The 17,482-nt window shown below is 50.1% G+C and carries 17 protein-coding genes; 13 read left to right on the top strand and 4 right to left on the bottom strand.

The window, feature by feature from the left end:
* Positions 1-263: 263 nt before the first annotated feature.
* A complete protein-coding gene (locus AC534G_RS19460) occupies positions 264-3,107 on the top strand; it encodes an autotransporter YaiT-related protein (protein ID WP_110498651.1) in 2,844 nt (947 codons plus the stop codon).
* Between the two features lie 83 nt (positions 3,108-3,190).
* Positions 3,191-3,814 carry a hydrogen peroxide resistance inhibitor IprA gene (gene iprA, locus AC534G_RS19455; RefSeq protein WP_069323929.1) on the top strand — a complete coding sequence of 208 codons (624 nt, stop codon included), beginning with the start codon at positions 3,191-3,193 and terminating at the stop codon, positions 3,812-3,814.
* Position 3,815: 1 nt separating this feature from the next.
* On the opposite strand, the gene ampH is transcribed toward iprA, so the two are convergent.
* Positions 3,816-4,973, bottom strand: coding sequence for a D-alanyl-D-alanine-carboxypeptidase/endopeptidase AmpH (gene ampH, locus AC534G_RS19450; protein WP_110498650.1), 1,158 nt, complete (start codon positions 4,971-4,973; stop codon positions 3,816-3,818).
* Positions 4,974-5,357: 384 nt separating this feature from the next.
* Between ampH and sbmA the strand changes: the two genes are divergently transcribed.
* On the top strand, positions 5,358-6,578 hold the full coding sequence (sbmA, locus tag AC534G_RS19445) for a peptide antibiotic transporter SbmA (protein ID WP_038638093.1): 1,221 nt from the start codon (positions 5,358-5,360) through the stop codon (positions 6,576-6,578).
* 14 nt (positions 6,579-6,592) lie between these two features.
* Positions 6,593-7,696: a DUF1615 domain-containing protein gene (locus AC534G_RS19440; RefSeq protein ID WP_069323930.1), complete on the top strand. Its 1,104-nt coding sequence runs from the start codon at positions 6,593-6,595 to the stop codon at positions 7,694-7,696.
* Here AC534G_RS19440 and AC534G_RS19435 read toward each other — a convergent pair.
* Complete coding sequence (locus AC534G_RS19435; protein WP_069323931.1) at positions 7,681-8,004, bottom strand: YaiY family protein; 324 nt, start codon at positions 8,002-8,004, stop codon at positions 7,681-7,683. The two genes, AC534G_RS19440 and AC534G_RS19435, sit on opposite strands and share 16 nt — an antisense overlap.
* Before the next feature lie 263 nt (positions 8,005-8,267).
* On the opposite strand from AC534G_RS19435, the gene AC534G_RS19430 reads away from it, so the two are divergent.
* Positions 8,268-8,492, top strand: a complete 225-nt coding sequence (locus AC534G_RS19430) for a DUF2754 domain-containing protein (RefSeq protein WP_038638102.1) — start codon at positions 8,268-8,270, stop codon at positions 8,490-8,492.
* Positions 8,493-8,513: 21 nt separating this feature from the next.
* Here the strand turns inward: AC534G_RS19430 and ddlA are convergent, their stop codons facing one another.
* Positions 8,514-9,608, bottom strand: coding sequence for a D-alanine--D-alanine ligase (ddlA, locus tag AC534G_RS19425; protein ID WP_038643049.1), 1,095 nt, complete (start codon positions 9,606-9,608; stop codon positions 8,514-8,516).
* 301 nt (positions 9,609-9,909) lie between these two features.
* Here ddlA and AC534G_RS19420 point away from each other — a divergent pair, with 301 nt between their 5' ends.
* The 5 genes from AC534G_RS19420 to adrA all read left to right on the top strand — a co-directional run bounded on the left by AC534G_RS19420 (position 9,910) and on the right by adrA (position 14,741).
* Positions 9,910-11,106 carry a multidrug efflux MFS transporter gene (locus tag AC534G_RS19420; protein ID WP_069323932.1) on the top strand — a complete coding sequence of 399 codons (1,197 nt, stop codon included), beginning with the start codon at positions 9,910-9,912 and terminating at the stop codon, positions 11,104-11,106.
* 249 nt (positions 11,107-11,355) lie between these two features.
* Positions 11,356-11,601, top strand: a complete 246-nt coding sequence (locus AC534G_RS19415; protein ID WP_496594455.1) for a sigma-S stabilization anti-adapter protein IraP — start codon at positions 11,356-11,358, stop codon at positions 11,599-11,601.
* A 99-nt stretch (positions 11,602-11,700) separates the two neighbouring features.
* Positions 11,701-13,116, top strand: a complete 1,416-nt coding sequence (gene phoA, locus AC534G_RS19410; RefSeq protein WP_038638110.1) for an alkaline phosphatase — start codon at positions 11,701-11,703, stop codon at positions 13,114-13,116.
* 97 nt (positions 13,117-13,213) lie between these two features.
* Positions 13,214-13,534, top strand: a complete 321-nt coding sequence (gene psiF / locus AC534G_RS19405; protein WP_038638114.1) for a phosphate starvation-inducible protein PsiF — start codon at positions 13,214-13,216, stop codon at positions 13,532-13,534.
* Positions 13,535-13,625: 91 nt separating this feature from the next.
* Positions 13,626-14,741: a diguanylate cyclase AdrA gene (adrA, locus tag AC534G_RS19400; protein WP_074458499.1), complete on the top strand. Its 1,116-nt coding sequence runs from the start codon at positions 13,626-13,628 to the stop codon at positions 14,739-14,741.
* A gap of 17 nt (positions 14,742-14,758) precedes the next feature.
* Here adrA and proC read toward each other — a convergent pair whose 3' ends face one another.
* Positions 14,759-15,568, bottom strand: coding sequence for a pyrroline-5-carboxylate reductase (proC, locus tag AC534G_RS19395; protein WP_038638118.1), 810 nt, complete (start codon positions 15,566-15,568; stop codon positions 14,759-14,761).
* 273 nt (positions 15,569-15,841) lie between these two features.
* Between proC and AC534G_RS19390 the strand changes: the two genes are divergently transcribed.
* The 3 genes from AC534G_RS19390 (at position 15,842) to yaiA (ending at position 17,246) form a co-directional block, all read left to right on the top strand.
* Positions 15,842-16,297: a YaiI/YqxD family protein gene (locus tag AC534G_RS19390; RefSeq protein ID WP_038638120.1), complete on the top strand. Its 456-nt coding sequence runs from the start codon at positions 15,842-15,844 to the stop codon at positions 16,295-16,297.
* A gap of 185 nt (positions 16,298-16,482) precedes the next feature.
* Positions 16,483-17,028, top strand: coding sequence for a shikimate kinase AroL (gene aroL / locus AC534G_RS19385; protein WP_110498649.1), 546 nt, complete (start codon positions 16,483-16,485; stop codon positions 17,026-17,028).
* Between the two features lie 26 nt (positions 17,029-17,054).
* Positions 17,055-17,246 (top strand): protein YaiA, encoded by a 192-nt coding sequence (gene yaiA, locus AC534G_RS19380; RefSeq protein WP_038638127.1) that lies wholly within the window; start codon positions 17,055-17,057, stop codon positions 17,244-17,246.
* Positions 17,247-17,482 lie beyond the last annotated feature (236 nt).

The following is a 17,482-nucleotide window of genomic DNA, read 5'->3' as shown; positions in this document are numbered from 1 at the left end:
TTTTATTTCTTTTTAAATCATAGGGTAAGTGTATGTGTTGGAGTTTTTTATTATTTTAATGCTCTGAATTTAAAAGTGTTTTAATTCTTCTTATAGAATTTTCTTAATTGTCTTATTTATGGTCTGCTTTCGGACTTAAGGCAAAGAATAATTGAACCTTTCATCCATGACGCCGCATAATCCTTCCTGCGAAACATAAAATGTTTTCTTTGCATTGATAATTGATGGATCAACAATATTACGTCCCTGAGGAGGGATGACAAATGCACACCTGGAAAAAGAAACTCGTAGTCTCACAATTAGCACTAGCCTGCACTTTGGCAATCACTTCTCAGGCAAATGCTACCACTTACGATACCTTTGGTTTTCACGACGATGCGACCACATATAACACGCCAGATGCTGACTACATGACCTACAATGGTTATGTTTATAACAACGCAGCAACCGATAGCAGCTATTTCGACACCTCATTCTCTGGCGATACGGTGAATGGCGTTGTTTCGACGTATTATCTGAACCGCGATTATGCAGACGATACGGCAAATACCGTGAATGTAACCAATTCCACGATTCACGGTATGATTACCTCTAAGCAGGTATCTGGCTTTAATGATGCGATTGCGCATGACTGGGTTGACGGTGATATCTTCACATTAAATATCAATAACTCGACGATTGATGATGACTATGAAGCATTTTATTACACCGATACCTATCTGGATGGCACAACATCGAAGTCAGTCTACGAAACATATTCTGTAGCTGGACTGGGAACGGCGGTAACGCTGGATGTCGAAAGCGCTATCAATATTAGTAATAATTCACATGTTGCAGGTATTAGCCTGGAGCAGGGTGATACCACCAATGCGGCGTATACCACTGGCGCAACTCAGTGGGATAACACCATTACGGTAAATGACTCAACCGTCACGTCGGGTTCTTATACTGCTGATGAATCAACGGGGCACTTTGGTAACTCTGCAGAGCCGAGTGATTACAGTAATTCCTCAACCCAGGATGATGTTGCACTATCGTTCACAGATAACAGCGCTTCTGCTAATCGTATGGTAAACACCGTCACGCTGAACAATTCTCAGTTGTTAGGCGATGTTGTGTTTACGAGTACCTGGAACAGCAATTTTGATTCCGCTGGCCATCTGGTTGATGGTTCTACTTCAGATTATACCCACGGCGGCTGGGATGATGACGATCAAAACGTCGATCACCTGACTCTGACGCTGAATAATAGCAGTTGGACGGGGGCAGCCAATATTGACTATGACACCGTGACCCCTTCACAGTTCTATGATATTGCAGCTAACAGCTTAGATCCAAATGCGACAAGTTCTGATAACTGGAACCGTGTTAACAGTGCAAACTCCTTCCAGAGCGGTATATTTGATATCGCACTGAATAATGGATCTGTATGGAATACCACGAAAACGTCTCTGATTGATACCCTGGCTATCAACAGCGGTTCTCAGGTTAATGTTGCCGACGGTTCCAGCGTAACGTCTGATTCCATTACCCTGAACGGTGCTTCTACGATGAATATCGGCGAAGACGGCGCGGTTGATACCGATCACCTGACGATTGACACTAACAGTACCGTGACACTGTCTGATGACGTCAGCTCTGCATGGTCAGGGGCTGCTTTGTATGCCAACACCATTACCGCAACTAACGGCGGTATGCTGAATGTCGAAACCAGCAATAATGGTGCTTCCAGTCTGTTTACCGCCGGTACGCTGGAACTGACCAGCGGAAATGTGGCTGATAACAACGGCAACGTGTACGCCGGTGTATTCAATATTAACAGCAACAACTACGTACTGAATTCAGATCTCGTCAACGATCGTACCTGGGACACCACTCAGGCTAATTATGGTTACGGTATCATCGCGATGAATTCTGATGGTCACCTGACCGTCAACGGGAATGGTGATATCAATAGCGGCGACGAAGCTGATGCCAGCAGCACCAGCGATAACGTTGTTGCTGCAACCGGTAACTACAAAGTTCGCATTGATAACGCAACGGGTGCAGGTTCTGTTGCTGATTATAAAGGCAAAGAGCTGATTTACGTTGATGACGTAAACACCAACGCCACCTTCTCTGCAGCCAATAAAGCTGACCTGGGCGCTTACACCTATCAGGCACAGCAGCAGGGGAACACCGTTGTTCTGCAGCAGATGGAGCTGACGGACTACGCTAACATGGCGCTGAGCATCCCCTCTGCCAACACCAATATCTGGAACCTGGAACAAGATACCGTGGGTACTCGTCTGACCAACGCACGTCATGGTCTGGTCGATAACGGTGGCGCATGGGTCAGCTACTTCGGTGGTAGCTTCGACGCGGATAACGGCACCATTAACTACGATCAGGATGTTAACGGCATCATGGTCGGTGTTGATTCCAAAATTGATGGTAACAACGCGAAGTGGATTGTCGGTGCCGCGGCAGGCTTTGCCAAAGGAGATATGAGCGACCGTACCGGTCAAGTGGATCAGGACAGCCAGACTGCCTATATCTACTCTTCTGCTCGTTTTGCCAACAACCTCTTTGTTGACGGTAACTTAAGCTACTCTCACTTCAACAACGATTTGTCTGCCAGCATGAGCAACGGTCAGTATGTTGATGGTAGCACTTCTTCTGATGCCTGGGGCTTTGGCTTGAAACTGGGTTATGACCTGACGCTGGGTGACGCTGGCTACGTAACGCCTTATGGTAGTGTATCCGGCCTGTTCCAGTCTGGTGATGACTATAAGCTGAGCAACGACATGAAAGTTGACGGTCAGTCTTATGACAGCATGCGCTATGAACTGGGGGTTGATACAGGTTATACCTTCGCGTACAGCGATGACCAGGCGCTGACCCCGTTCTTCAAACTGGCCTATGTTTACGATGACTCGAACAACGATTCTGACATAAACGGCGACTCTATCGACAATGGCGTAGAAGGTTCTGCGGTACGTGTCGGACTGGGTACGCAGTTCAGCTTTACCAAAAACTTCAGCGCGTACACCGATGCTAATTATCTCGGTGGTGGCGATGTCGATCAAGACTGGTCTGCAAATGTTGGTGTTAAATATACCTGGTAAGAAATCTATCGCAGAGAAAAAATAATTTAATCTGGAAAATGCCCGTCACGGATTTGACGGGCATTTATTGCAAGGAACGAGCAATGTTATCTACGAATAAACCTCTTCCTGAATTTAGTAAGCTTGATAAATGTTTATCGAAATATGGCAAGCACTTTGAATGTGATAACGATAAAGAAACTATATATTCCAGTGAGGTAAATAACGATGATACCGTTATTATTTTAAGCGGTGTAGTTTCCCTGAGACGCGGGGAGAATGTACTCGTCGGCATTGCGCAGGCACCATTTATTATGGGGCTTTCAGATGGTGTGATGAAAACCGATGTGCAATACAGATTAATGACCGAAAGTTATTGTACGGGATATCATCTTCCTGCCTTACAAACGATTAATATAATTGAACAATGCCAGCTTTGGCGCGAAGCATTCTGCTGGTTGGCCTGGCAGAACCGCATGCTTGAAATGCGCGATCTGCAGCTGATTGGTAATAACTCCTACGATCAGATCCGCGCGACGTTGATATCCATGACGAAGTGGGACGAAGGCCTGCGTTCGCGTATTGGCGTTATGAACTATATTCACCAACGCACACGAATTTCACGCTCAGTTGTCGCTGAGGTCCTCGCGGCATTGCGTAAGGGTGGTTACATTGAAATGAATAAAGGCAAACTGGTGAGCATTAAACGTTTGCCTTTTGAGTATTGAATCAGGATGCGGGAATAACCTGCGGTTTGTTTCCGCTCAACTCTGTGACCAGATCGTTAATACCGTCACTCATATTGGTAAAGCGCGTCAGCGGAGAACGGGTCACCACGACAAATGCCCCAACGTTTTTCTGCGGGATCATTGCCATATAGGTAATAAAACCACCGCCACCACCGGTTTTTTGAATAATTCCCGGGTGGCCATTCTTCGGTGCCATATACACCCAGCCCAAACCAAGCGCATCGGCTTTGCCCGGAACGTCCATCCCTATCACTTTGGTTAACTGCGTACGCTGATAAATCAGCGTCTGCATACGGTCGGCTTGCTGGCTGCGATGATAAAAATCAGAAGAGAGATACTGTTGCATCCAGCGCATCATATCGCCGGGCGTTGAATAGACGCCGCCGCTACCCATCGCCGCCAGGGTATTGTTACAAGGGCTGGCGCCTTTTTCCGCGACCATCAGACGTCTGCACTGATCGGGGGATGGGGTAAAGGTGGTGTCTTTCATTCCCAGCGGTCGGGTGATTTTTTCTTCAAACACCTGCGGATAAGGCTTACCGGCGGCTGTCCCCAACGCGTCGGCCAACAGGTCGAATGCCAGATTTGAATAAGAAGCCTGCGATCCTGGCGCGGCTTTAAGCGTGGCGGTTGAGAGATAGCTCCAGCGTTGTTCGCGGGTTGGCCAGACAAACACCGGGCGATGTGCTGCGCCGCCAGGCTGTTCGCGCGGCAGCGCGCTGGTATGCGTCGCCAGATTCACCAACGTGATTGGCGTTCCCTGATAAGTCGGCACGCGTGCGCCAGGTGGTGCATATTTACTCAAGGGATCGTTGAGTTTAACCGTGCCCTGATCGAGTAATTTCACCAGCACTTCGCTGGTCATTAATTTAGTGATAGAGGCAATGCGAATCACGGAATCCAGTTGTGGATGAACATTATTGCCGGGGCGCGTTTCGCCGAAGCTACGAAATACGCGTTGATTACCATCAATCACCACGAGCGCCATCCCCGTGGCACCACTGCCGTAAAATATATGGTCGGCATAACGATCGACGATATCTGAGGCGAAGACCGGATCGGTTATAGGCTGTGCCGCCTGGACAGATGTCAATGACGCCGCACACAGCGCGGCAGAAAAAAGCAGACTACGTTTCAACGGTGGTGTCCATGAGTTAGAAAAAGTGAAAAAGGATGTCGTGCGTATGCGTATTTATACTACTCAACGGCGTATTGCAAAGCGCTTATCAGCCAATAATAGTGTGAAAAACGTAACGATGAGTAAACGTGAGTGTTTCCCGGATTGTGGATGTTCGCTTTTGTGATCTCACGCTGTGATAATCTGCACATGCTGGAACGTTGTCGAGTGTGAAAACCACAGAAACAATTCTTCATCGCCGTGGGGCGAACTATGTGCCACGGTTTTGGTCACAATTGTCGGTTTCAGCTTGTGTTTTTTGGCGTAAGCCGTCTCGCCGCCGCATTTCCCGGTGGCAAACGCACAGCAGTCGTCATAACGATAAGAAGTTAGCAGGAGAGCACTATGTTTAAGTCTTTTTTCCCAAAGCCGGGACCGTTCTTTATTTCGGCATTTATTTGGGCACTGGTCGCTGTTGTATTCTGGCAAGCAGGTGGGGGAGCCTGGGTGGCGCGCATTACCGGCGCGTCGGGGGATGTACCGATTAGCGCGGCGCGTTTCTGGTCGCTGGATTACCTGATTTTTTATGCTTACTACATTCTTTGCGTTGGGGTGTTCGCGCTGTTCTGGTTTCTCTACAGCCCGCACCGCTGGCAGTATTGGTCCATTCTCGGCACCTCGCTGATAATTTTTGTGACCTGGTTTCTGGTTGAGGTCGGCGTCGCCGTCAACGCCTGGTATGCGCCATTCTACGATCTCATTCAAACCGCGCTCAGCGCACCGCATAAGGTGAAGATTGAGCAGTTCTATAATGAAGTGGGGATCTTTCTCGGCATTGCGCTGATTGCCGTGGTCATTGGCGTGATGAACAATTTCTTCGTCAGTCACTATGTGTTCCGCTGGCGTACCGCGATGAACGAACACTATATGGCGCACTGGCAGCATCTGCGTCATATCGAAGGCGCAGCACAGCGTGTGCAGGAAGACACCATGCGTTTTGCCTCCACGCTGGAAAATATGGGCGTCAGCTTTATCAACGCCATTATGACGCTGATTGCCTTCTTGCCGGTACTGGTTACGCTGTCGGCGCATGTTCCTGATCTGCCGATTATTGGACATGTTCCTTATGGGCTGGTGATTGCCGCGATTGTCTGGTCGCTGATGGGCACCGGCTTACTGGCGGTAGTCGGGATCAAACTTCCGGGTCTGGAGTTTAAAAACCAGCGTGTGGAAGCGGCTTACCGTAAAGAACTGGTATACGGTGAAGATGATGCCAGTCGTGCAACGCCGCCGACGGTGCGTGAACTGTTCCATGCGGTGCGGCAAAACTATTTCCGTCTCTATTTTCACTACATGTATTTTAATATCGCCCGTATTCTGTACCTGCAGGTTGATAACGTTTTCGGTTTGTTCCTGCTGTTTCCGTCAATTGTTGCCGGTACGATTACGCTCGGTTTGATGACGCAAATTACCAACGTGTTTGGCCAGGTGCGCGGCTCGTTCCAGTATCTGATTAACTCCTGGACAACCTTAGTTGAACTGATGTCTATCTATAAGCGTCTGCGCAGCTTTGAACGTGAACTTGATGGCCAGGATATTCAGGAAGTTACCCATACGCTTAGCTAACAAAAGGAGATGTTATGTCGACGGTTTCCCGTCTTTACCCCTGGTCCGGACTGGCAGCATTGGTGCTGGTGGGATGTAGTAGCCAACCCGCGCAGCCGTTAAAAAAAGGGGAGAAAGCCGTCGATGTGGCGAGCGTGGTGCGCCAGAAAATGCCCGCCAGCGTGAAAGACCGGGATGCCTGGGCGCAGGATCTGGCGAAGACGTTTGAAAGTCAGAAGCTGGCGCCGACGGTTGAAAACATCTGTTCGGTGCTGGCGGTCGCGCAACAGGAGTCAAACTACCAGGCTGACCCGGCGGTTCCTGGCTTAAGTAAAATCGCCTGGAAAGAGATCGACCGTCGCGCCGAGCGCATGCATATTCCGCTGTTTGTGGTGCACACTGCGCTGAAGATTAACTCCCCAACGGGGAAAAGCTACAGTGAGCGTCTGGATACGGTGAAGACGGAAAAACAGCTTAGTGCCATCTTTGATGATTTCATCAATATGGTACCGATGGGGCAGACGCTGTTTGGTTCACTGAATCCGGTGCATACCGGCGGACCGATGCAGGTCAGCATTGCGTTTGCCGAGCAGCACGCCAGCGGCTATCCATGGAAAATGGCAGGGACGGTCCGTCAGGAAGTGTTCAGTCGACGCGGCGGACTGTGGTTTGGCACTTATCATCTGCTCAATTATCCGGCGAATTACAGTGCGCCCATCTTCCGCTTTGCAGATTTTAATGCCGGCTGGTACGCCAGCCGCAATGCGGCTTTCCAGAATGCAGTCAGTAAAGCCAGCGGAGTGAAGCTGGCGCTGGACGGAGATTTGATTCTCTACGGCAGCAGCGAGCCGGGGAAAACGGAGCTGGCGGTACGCAAGCTGGCCGGGAAGCTGGGGATGAGCGAGAGTGAGATCCACCGGCAACTGCAAAAGGGCGATAGCCTGGCCTTTGAAGAGACTGCACTGTACGAGAAGGTTTATAAGCTGGCGGAAGCGAAGAGCGGTAAATCGCTACCTCGTGAAATGCTGCCTGGCATTCAGTTGGAAAGCCCGAAGATCACGCGTAATCTGACGACCGCGTGGTTTGCTAAACGCGTGGACGATCGTCGGGCGAAGTGTATGGCTCAGTCATCGTTATGATGACGGCGGCGCCAGCGGATAATTGTCGCGACGGCGCCAAGAATCAGGCTACCGACCAGGAAAGGGATCAGCCCAAACAGGGTACCGACGCCTAAACCAATTTCAACGCGCGGGCGTCCTGTTTCTTGCATTTGCAACTGCATCAACTGCTCATAGATACCGGGTGCGTGGGCCAGCAAATTTAAAATCTGCGCGCCTGCCCAAAAGCAAAACAGCACAAATATGGCATACGCAATGTTGCCGGGCAGGGAGGAGGTATCCCGATGCTTGCCCTTAAACAGGGATTTTGAGAGCGTAAAATCAGCCATAAAGACCTCCGGAAATAACCTGCTTTTTTGGCGTAATGCCTGTAACTGAGTGTGAGTCTGACAGGTGATTAGGAATGTCAATATCAGAATGTTGGTAATTTCAGGTGGAGATTATTCCTGGATTTCGGTTTTTTGTGGTATATCACAATTATTTAACCTTAAGTTAAATTGAGTTACATTTCAGAAATTACGCCTATGCCACAGACGCCCATGGGGAAATGTGCGAGGATGCTTTCCCATGTTGTATATCCACCGGAGCCGTTATGAACCTGCCTGTAAAAATCCGCCGAGACTGGCACTACTATGCCTTCGCTATTGGGCTTATCTTTATTCTGAATGGCGTGGTCGGGTTATTAGGCTTTGAAGCGCAGGGATGGCAAACCTATGCGGTGGGGCTGGTTACCTGGATAATCAGCTTTTGGCTGGCCGGATTAATTATCCGTCGCCGCGTGGAAAATGAAGATGATGAAGCTAAGGATGCCCAATAGTTATCAGGCATCCTGGCGGGTTTACATACTGGTTTTCAGCGCGCTATCCGCAGCGTGGCGCTCCAGCGCCAGTTCGATCAGACGCGTGATCAAATCGGTATAGCCTAAGCCGCTCGCCTGCCACAGTTTTGGATACATACTGATGTTGGTGAAGCCCGGCAGGGTGTTGATCTCATTGATCACAACGTCGTTGTCTGCGGTTAAGAATACATCTACACGCGCCATGCCGGCACATCCCAGTGTCTGGTACGCCTGAATGGCGATCTGGCGGATCTTGTCGTTAATCTCTGGCGCGATCGCTGCCGGAACAACTACTTTGGCGCCATTATCGTCAATGTATTTGGTATCGTATGCGTAAAAATCACTGTTCAGCACGATCTCACCACAGGTGCTGGCCTGCGGATGATCGTTGCCCAGTACCGCGCATTCGATCTCACGGCCTTTGATCCCTTGCTCTACCACGACTTTATGATCGAACTCAAATGCCAGCGCGACAGCCTGGTTGTATTGTGCTTCACTGGTCACTTTGCTAACGCCAACGGACGATCCCTGGTTGGCGGGTTTCACGAACAACGGCAGACCCAGGCGGGATTGCACCTCAGCAAAGCTAATATTGTTGCGGTTCGCGCGAGTGAGTGTAATAAATGGCGCGATATTTAATCCGGCATCGCGCAGCAGACGTTTGGTTACGTCTTTATCCATACAGGCTGCGGAACCCAGGACATCAGAACCGACGAACGGCAGATTCGCTACGCGCAGCATACCCTGCAAAGAGCCATCTTCACCCAGCGTACCGTGGACGATCGGGAAAATAACATCGACCGTCGGCAGCGGCTGACCGTTTTGCGCATCGATCAACTGGTGCTCTTGTTTACCCGGAACCTGAGCCAGGCTGGTCGCGGAAGGACGCAGCGCAATGTGCGCCGGATCGTCTGAATTGAGCAGATAGTTACTGGCATCGCTAACGTGCCATTGCCCTTGTTTATCAATACCTAACAGCACAACGTCAAAGCGAGTCTTGTCGATGGCATCGACAATATTTTTTGCCGATTGCAATGACACTTCATGTTCCGCTGATTTACCACCAAATACGATTCCTACCCGCAACTTTGCCATCTTAAAAACCCATTCCATGAATGCAAAGCACATACATTACCACGACAAAACGCAGGTTTCCTCGGCTTCTGGCAGATTGTTTGTCTGGGCAACAGGGGAATAGATACGCGCAAACGCGTTGATCTCGCATCAAGCATAATTCCCTGCTTGTATTGTGGGTTTGATGTGAGGCGTATCACAAATATGATGAGCGGGAAGATAAAATTCTAAACTGTGATATATCGCACCTGTGGATCCTTATTTGGCTAAGTAATTTGTTAAGCTGCTCGCAGTTTTCAGCTACTTATCGTTATGAGTCCTTATGGAATCCTGGAGAGTAAACCTTATTTCCGTCTGGTTCGGATGCTTTTTTACCGGACTGGCGATTAGCCAAATCCTGCCTTTTTTACCGCTCTATATCTCCCAATTGGGCGTCACCTCGCACGAAGCGCTCTCTATGTGGTCCGGATTAACGTTCAGCGTCACCTTCCTTATTTCAGCCATTGTTTCACCAATGTGGGGCAGTTTAGCTGACCGTAAAGGGCGCAAGCTGATGTTGTTACGAGCTTCGCTGGGGATGGCGATTGCGATTTTACTGCAGGCATTTGCCACCAACGTCTGGCAGCTTTTTCTGCTGCGTGGGGTGATGGGGTTAACCTCAGGCTATATTCCGAACGCAATGGCGCTGGTGGCATCACAGGTTCCGCGTGAACGCAGCGGATGGGCATTGAGCACGCTTTCTACAGCGCAAATCAGCGGCGTTATTGGCGGTCCGTTAATGGGCGGTTTTATTGCCGACCATATTGGCTTACGGGCGGTGTTCTGTATTACTGCTGCTTTGTTGGTGGTCAGTTTCCTTGTCACGCTGTTTTTGATCAAAGAGGGTGTGCGCCCGACGACCAAAAAAAGCGAACGCCTGAGCGGGAAGGCCGTCTTTGCCTCGCTGCCTTATCCGGCGCTGGTGATCAGCCTGTTTTTTACGACGATGGTGATTCAGCTGTGTAACGGCTCTATCGGGCCAATTCTGGCGCTGTTTATCAAATCAATGGTGCCAGACAGTTCTAATATTGCCTTTCTCAGCGGGCTAATCGCCTCAGTACCTGGCATCTCGGCCCTGATTTCCGCGCCCCGGCTTGGCAAATTAGGCGACCGTATTGGCACTGAGCGGATTTTAATGGCGACGTTGATGTTCGCTGTCGTGCTGTTTTTTGCCATGTCGTGGGTCACCACGCCATTGCAGTTGGGGGTATTACGTTTTCTGCTCGGCTTTGCCGACGGCGCGATGTTGCCAGCGGTACAGACGCTGCTGGTGAAATACTCCAGCGACCAGATAACCGGGCGTATCTTTGGTTATAACCAGTCATTTATGTACCTGGGCAATGTCGCCGGGCCATTGATGGGAGCAACAGTATCAGCCATGGCGGGATTCCGCTGGGTGTTTATTGCTACGGCGAGTATTGTACTGATTAACATCTGGCAGTTGGCCATCGCGTTGCGACGTCGGCGTCACGCGCGCTGACTTCCTGATAAACAACGCTGCCAGTCGGCGTTGTTTATCGATAATTCTGCATTATATCTCTATGTGATTATTCATAATCTTACCTTTTGATATTGAATGATTCTGCTTTACGTCTCATCTCTCCCTTATTTTGTGATGTGATTGTTTTCGCAAATAGTTTAATTTCTTCTAAAAATAAAACTTTTATCACCTAGGCAGTTATGAGCCTTAATGTTAACGTGGCTTATATTTTGTTAAGGGAATACGCAAATGAAAAATCTCGTCACTGAGTTGTTGCTTAAGCTCGCCCAAAAAGAAGAAGAGTCAGAAAACCTGGCCGCGCAGGTTGAAATGTTAGAGCAGGTAATCACCGAAATGCTGCGCAATATGGCGTGGAGCGATCGGCAAATATTGCTGCGTCAAATTGAAGGGGCTCTGGCAGGTGTCAACCCCGTGCCAGCGTTTATGACGACCCTGCATAACGCTGGCGAAAGCGTGTCAAAACGTTTTGATTAATCTGTGGGACGTCCCCACAAATTATCATAAAAGTGTCACATCAAATACTTATAGTCGCTTTGTTTTAATTTTACCGTATTTATACATGGAGAAAATAAAGTGAAACAAAGCGCACTCGCTATTGCCCTGTTACCTTTGCTGTTTACCCCGATTATTAATGCAGAAACATCTACCGTAGCGGTTATGGATAATCGTGCCGCTCAGGGTGATATCACCACGCCAGGCGGCGCCCGCCGCTTGTCAGCCGATCAAACGGCGGCTTTACGCGAATCTCTGAACGATAAACCTGCCAAAAATATTATTTTACTTATTGGCGATGGGATGGGCGATTCAGAAATAACGGCAGCGCGAAATTATGCCGAAGGCGCGGGCGGTTTTTTTAAAGGTATTGATGCCTTACCGTTGACCGGACAATACACGCACTATGCGTTAGATAAGAAAACGGGCAAGCCGGATTATGTGACGGACTCAGCGGCCTCAGCGACGGCGTGGACCACCGGGGTTAAAACTTACAATGGCGCGCTGGGCGTTGATATACATGAAAAAGATCACGCAACAATTTTGGAAATGGCAAAAGCGGCAGGTCTGGCCACGGGCAACGTTTCTACCGCTGAATTGCAGGATGCAACCCCAGCGGCACTGGTTGCTCATGTGACTTCACGTAAGTGCTATGGCCCTGACGTGACCCGTGAAAAATGCCCAACCAATGCGCTGGAAAAAGGCGGCAAAGGGTCAATTACAGAACAATTGCTGAATGCCCGGGCTGACGTCACGTTGGGCGGTGGGGCAAAAACGTTTGCCGAAACCGCTGCGGCAGGGGAGTGGCAGGGCAAAACGTTGCGTGAACAAGCCCTGGCGCGCGGTTATCAGATGGTAAGTGATGCCGCGACGCTGGCTGCGATTACCGAAGCTAACCAGGATAAGCCGTTGCTGGGCCTGTTCTCCGACGGCAACATGCCGGTACGCTGGGAAGGTCCGAAAGCGTCCTATCATGGGAATCTGGATAAACCAGCGGTGACCTGTACGCCAAATCCAAAGCGTGATGACACCGTACCGACGCTGGCGCAGATGACGGATAAAGCGATTGAACTGTTAAGCAAAAATGAGAAAGGTTTCTTCCTGCAAGTTGAAGGGGCATCCATCGATAAACAGGATCACGCTGCCAATCCGTGCGGACAGATTGGTGAAACGGTTGATCTGGACGAAGCGGTACAGCGCGCGCTTGCCTTTGCGAAGCAAGACGGCAACACCCTGGTGGTGGTAACCGCTGACCACGCGCATGCCAGCCAGATTGTCGCACCTGATACCAAAGCGCCTGGTCTGACTCAGGCACTGAACACCAAAGATGGCGCGGTGATGGTCATCAGCTACGGCAATTCTGAAGAGGAATCTCAGGAGCACACCGGTAGCCAACTGCGCATCGCCGCTTATGGCCCGCATGCGGCGAATGTGGTCGGTCTGACCGATCAAACTGATCTGTTTTACACCATGAAAGCGGCGTTAGGGCTGAAGTAACTCTACCCCCGGTGACAATAGTTTTGCCGCCGGGTGGTATTTTTATCGTTAGCAGCCAAACTTACCTGTGTGTCGTCGTTCAGAAAAGGATGGTGCTATGAAAATTACATTATTAATGACGCTGCTCTTTGGACTGGTTTTTTTAACTACCGTCGGTGCTGCCGAGAAGACGTTAACCCCGCAACAACAGCGTATGACCACCTGCAATCAGCAGGCAACTGCGCAGGCTTTAAAAGGGGATGCGCGAAAGACGTATATGAGTGATTGCCTGAAAAACAGCAAATCTGCGCCTGAGGAAAAGAGTTTAACCCCCCAGCAGCAGAAGATGCGTGAATGCAACGTCAAGGCGACGGAGCAGTCACTGAAAGGCGACGATCGTAACAAGTTTATGAGCGCTTGCCTGAAAAAAGCTGCGTAGCACTTACGGGTGAGCAGGTAAAAACGCTCACCCGAAATTTCATACTCCCGCCAGCAGACCCCTACCTATAATTTGGGAAATTTGTTTCAGAATGTTCCCAAATACGATGAATGATGCAAACTTTTTCCAAAAGAAGGTCGTCGCGGATGAAGCGTTTATATCACTTCATCAAAACGACCACCAACGTTCCGGTCTGCGATTTGCCCGACGGATCAGGCTGCCGCGAGCGGTGGGATTGGGGGGGATGTTTTTCCCTATCGCGTCGGTATTAGTTTCCCAGCCTATTACTGGAGGCTGGTGGCTGTTACTGGTGGGATGGGCATTTGTCTGGCCACATCTTGCCTGGCAGTTGGCAAGTAAAGCAGACGATCCTCTGCATAGTGAATTTACCAATTTAAAAGCCGATGCCATCCTCGCCGGAATGTGGCTGGGAATTATGGGGGCAAACCTGTTGCCGTCCACGGCGCTGCTCATGATTACTTGCATCAACCTGATGGGCGCAGGGGGAATGCGAGTATTCCTCGCGGGCGTCGTGTTGATGGCGGTGTCATGCCTGGTGACGTTACAGTTAACCGATATTCCCGTCGCTGTTAGCAGCAGTCAACTGAGCGTGATGTTATCACTGCCGGTACTGGTGATGTACCCGCTGCTGTTTGCCTGGGTCAGCTATCAGACGATCATCAAGCTGGCGGAACATAAACGCCGCTTACAGGTGATGAGTACGCGAGATGGGATGACCGGCGTTTATAACCGACGTCATTGGGAGTTATTACTACGTAATGAATTTGATAATTGCCGCCGCTATCAGCGTGATGCCACGTTGCTTATTATTGATATCGACCATTTCAAGAGCATCAATGATACCTGGGGTCATGACGTCGGGGATCAGGCTATTGTCGCGCTGACCCGCCAGTTGCAGATGACTTTACGCGGTAGCGATGTGATTGGCCGTTTTGGTGGTGATGAATTTGCGGTGATTATGTGCGGTACGCCCGCAACCAGCGCAATTGCGGCCATGTCGCGCGTGCATGAACGACTTAGTCAGTTGCGTTTATCCTGCGCTCCGCAGGTCGCCTTACGTATTAGCGTTGGCGTAGCGCCGCTGACTTCTGAAACTGAGCATTATCGGGAATGGTTAAAATCGGCGGATATGGCGCTTTATAAAGCAAAGAATTCCGGACGTAACCGCACCGAAGCGGCGGCCTGACGTCCGGTGATATTAACTCAGGATCGGCTGAGTTTTTCTGACTGTTCCATGCACTTAACCATCGCTTCAATCACTGATGAACGAAAACCGCGTTCTTCCAGGACGCGTACCGCTTCGATAGTGGTTCCGCCTGGCGAGCACACCATATCCTTCAGTTCCCCAGGATGTTTACCCGTTTCCAACACCATTTTTGCCGAGCCCATTACCGCTTGCGCTGCGAATTTATAAGCCTGCGCACGGGGCATACCGCCTTGCACGGCGGCGTCCGCCATCGCTTCGATAAACATAAAGACATAGGCCGGCGCAGAACCGCTGACGCCGACAACCGGGTGAATCATCGATTCTGCAATCACTTCGGCTTCGCCAAAGCAGCGGAAGATATTCAGTACGTCGGCCGTATCTTCCGGCGTTACTAAGGCGTTCGGCGTGACGGAGGTCATTCCGGCATTAACCAGTGACGGGGTATTAGGCATTGCGCGAATGATTTTGCGATCATGACCCAGCGCACGGGCGAGCTGATCGAGGGTAACACCAGCGGCAATCGAGACAACCAGAGAGTCTTTGTTCAGGCTGGAGGTGATTTCACTCAGTACCTTAATCATGATGCCTGGTTTTACGGCCCCAAAAACAATGTCGGCGATTTGCGCGACTTCTTGCGCAGACTGCGCTGCATTAATGCCATACTGGTCGTGCAACGCAGCGACTTTATCGGGGGAAGGGGTATAGACCCAGATTTGTCCCGGGAGAACCTGGCCGCTGGCGATCATGCCGCCAAGAATTGCTTTGCCCATATTACCGCAGCCGATAAAACCAATTTTTTTGTCCATCTTGTCACTCCCTATGGATGATATTCATTGTTTTATACCCGTCATACTTCAAGTTGCATGTGCGTTGGCTGCGTTCGCTCACCCGAATCACTTACCAGAGTAAGCTCATCGGGACTCACTCTCTTGCCGCCTGCCTGCAACCCGAATTATTTAGGGTAAATCTGGGAAAGCTAAGCTTAGCGCGGAATGAATATGTGCAGAAGGAGAAACAGCACTTTGCCTGCAAGTAAAAGCACGAGACAATGCGCGATTACACACGAGTGGGGAGAGATTATGACAATATGGGTGGATGCCGACGCGTGTCCGAACGTGATTAAAGAAATTTTATACCGCGCCTCTGAGCGCATGCAGATGCCGCTTATTCTGGTGGCGAACCAGAATTTGCGCGTCCCGTCTTCGCGTTTTATCCGTACATTACGCGTTCCCGCCGGGTTTGACGTTGCTGATAACGAGATTGTACGACAATGTAGCGCCGGTGATTTAGTGATCACGGCGGATATTCCGTTGGCTGCTGAAGCCATTGAAAAAGGGGCGGCTGCGCTTAATCCACGCGGCGAACGTTATACCGAAGCGACGATCCGCGAACGTCTGATGATGCGTGATTTTATGGATACGCTACGCGCCAGCGGCATCCAGACCGGGGGACCGGATAGCCTTTCTCCCCGCGACCGGCAGCATTTTGCGGCTGAGCTGGATAAGTGGTGGCTGGAAGTTCAGCGCAGAAAATAGTATCTGTAATTTATTTTTTACACTTTCATCCGTGTGAATTCTTGTTATAGTAGGGTTTAATTGACACCATCACTGTTTGTGTAATTTTTTCTTTACGATTTGGTGGTGTACTAGTTTGGTGATATGATTATATCTTTAATTGCATCAGATCCCGCTCGTCGGCGGTTCTCTGGGGAAATTCTGTGATGACGCAACCTCTTTTTCTTGTTGGCCCCCGGGGGTGTGGTAAAACGACAATCGGTATGGCGCTGGCGAAGGCCATCGATTACCAGTTCGTTGATACCGATCGCTGGTTGCAGTCGCACGTGCAGATGACCGTAGCGGAAATCGTCGAAAGAGAAGGATGGGAAGGGTTTCGTGCCCAGGAAACGACCGCTCTGCAGGCCGTCACGGCTCCGACAACGGTTGTTGCGACCGGTGGCGGCATCATTCTGACCGAATTTAATCGTCATTATATGCGTAGCCACGGTGTGGTTATCTATTTAAGCGCGCCGGTATCGGTACTGGTTGAGCGTCTGGAGGCTACGCCTGAAGAGGGGTTGCGCCCAACCTTAACCGGCAAGCCGCTGACTGAAGAAGTAGAAGAAGTGCTTGCCCAGCGTGATGTTCTGTACCGTGCAGCGGCGCATTATATTGTTGATGCGACCAATCCGCCTTCGCAGGTGGTGGACGACATTTTTGGGATACTGTCGCAGGCAGCGCCACGCTTACAGGGTGGTGTCTATACTTAAAGCTCATTCAGACAAAAGGAAGAGCTATGCCGACAAAACCACCTTATCCGCGTCAAGCAACCATTGTTACCGTTGAAAAGGGGACGCCAGGCCAGACGGTAACCTGGTATCAACTTCGCGCCGATCACCCGGAACCGAATTCGCTGATCAGTGAGCATCCTTCCGCTCAGGAAGCCATGGATGCTAAAAAACGCTACGAAGATCCCGATAAAGACTGATATTAAGCACCGTCCTGGCACGAGTCTGAAAAGTGCCAGGACGGGCGTACATCACATTTTTTTAAATATCGCCGTATACAGTAAAAATTGAAAATTAAACAATAACAATACAGTACTGGAATGATTTGGAATCTTTACAAAATACACCGCCGATCTGCTGCTACGCTTTTGAGCGTTTGTAGCGCAGGTCAGCGCCCGGCAATTATTCGGGAATTCACAGCAAAGTAAGAAGACGG

It is taken from the genome of Citrobacter sp. CRE-46 (assembly GCF_059615875.1).
Note: the sequence above shows the minus strand (reverse complement) of the source record. Positions and strands in the feature narration are given on the sequence as shown.

Bases quoted from the DNA above. Each gene is read 5' to 3' on its own strand.
- AC534G_RS19460 (WP_110498651.1), top strand. From the start codon at position 264: ATGCACACCTGGAAAAAGAAACTCGTAGTCTCACAATTAGCACTAGCC.
- iprA (WP_069323929.1), top strand. From the start codon at position 3,191: ATGTTATCTACGAATAAACCTCTTCCTGAATTTAGTAAGCTTGATAAA.
- sbmA (WP_038638093.1), top strand. From the start codon at position 5,358: ATGTTTAAGTCTTTTTTCCCAAAGCCGGGACCGTTCTTTATTTCGGCA.
- AC534G_RS19440 (WP_069323930.1), top strand. From the start codon at position 6,593: ATGTCGACGGTTTCCCGTCTTTACCCCTGGTCCGGACTGGCAGCATTG.
- AC534G_RS19435 (WP_069323931.1), bottom strand. From the start codon at position 8,004: ATGGCTGATTTTACGCTCTCAAAATCCCTGTTTAAGGGCAAGCATCGG.
- AC534G_RS19430 (WP_038638102.1), top strand. From the start codon at position 8,268: ATGAACCTGCCTGTAAAAATCCGCCGAGACTGGCACTACTATGCCTTC.
- ddlA (WP_038643049.1), bottom strand. From the start codon at position 9,608: ATGGCAAAGTTGCGGGTAGGAATCGTATTTGGTGGTAAATCAGCGGAA.
- AC534G_RS19420 (WP_069323932.1), top strand. From the start codon at position 9,910: ATGGAATCCTGGAGAGTAAACCTTATTTCCGTCTGGTTCGGATGCTTT.
- AC534G_RS19415 (WP_496594455.1), top strand. From the start codon at position 11,356: ATGAAAAATCTCGTCACTGAGTTGTTGCTTAAGCTCGCCCAAAAAGAA.
- psiF (WP_038638114.1), top strand. From the start codon at position 13,214: ATGAAAATTACATTATTAATGACGCTGCTCTTTGGACTGGTTTTTTTA.
- adrA (WP_074458499.1), top strand. From the start codon at position 13,626: ATGTTCCCAAATACGATGAATGATGCAAACTTTTTCCAAAAGAAGGTC.
- proC (WP_038638118.1), bottom strand. From the start codon at position 15,568: ATGGACAAAAAAATTGGTTTTATCGGCTGCGGTAATATGGGCAAAGCA.
- AC534G_RS19390 (WP_038638120.1), top strand. From the start codon at position 15,842: ATGACAATATGGGTGGATGCCGACGCGTGTCCGAACGTGATTAAAGAA.
- aroL (WP_110498649.1), top strand. From the start codon at position 16,483: ATGACGCAACCTCTTTTTCTTGTTGGCCCCCGGGGGTGTGGTAAAACG.
- yaiA (WP_038638127.1), top strand. From the start codon at position 17,055: ATGCCGACAAAACCACCTTATCCGCGTCAAGCAACCATTGTTACCGTT.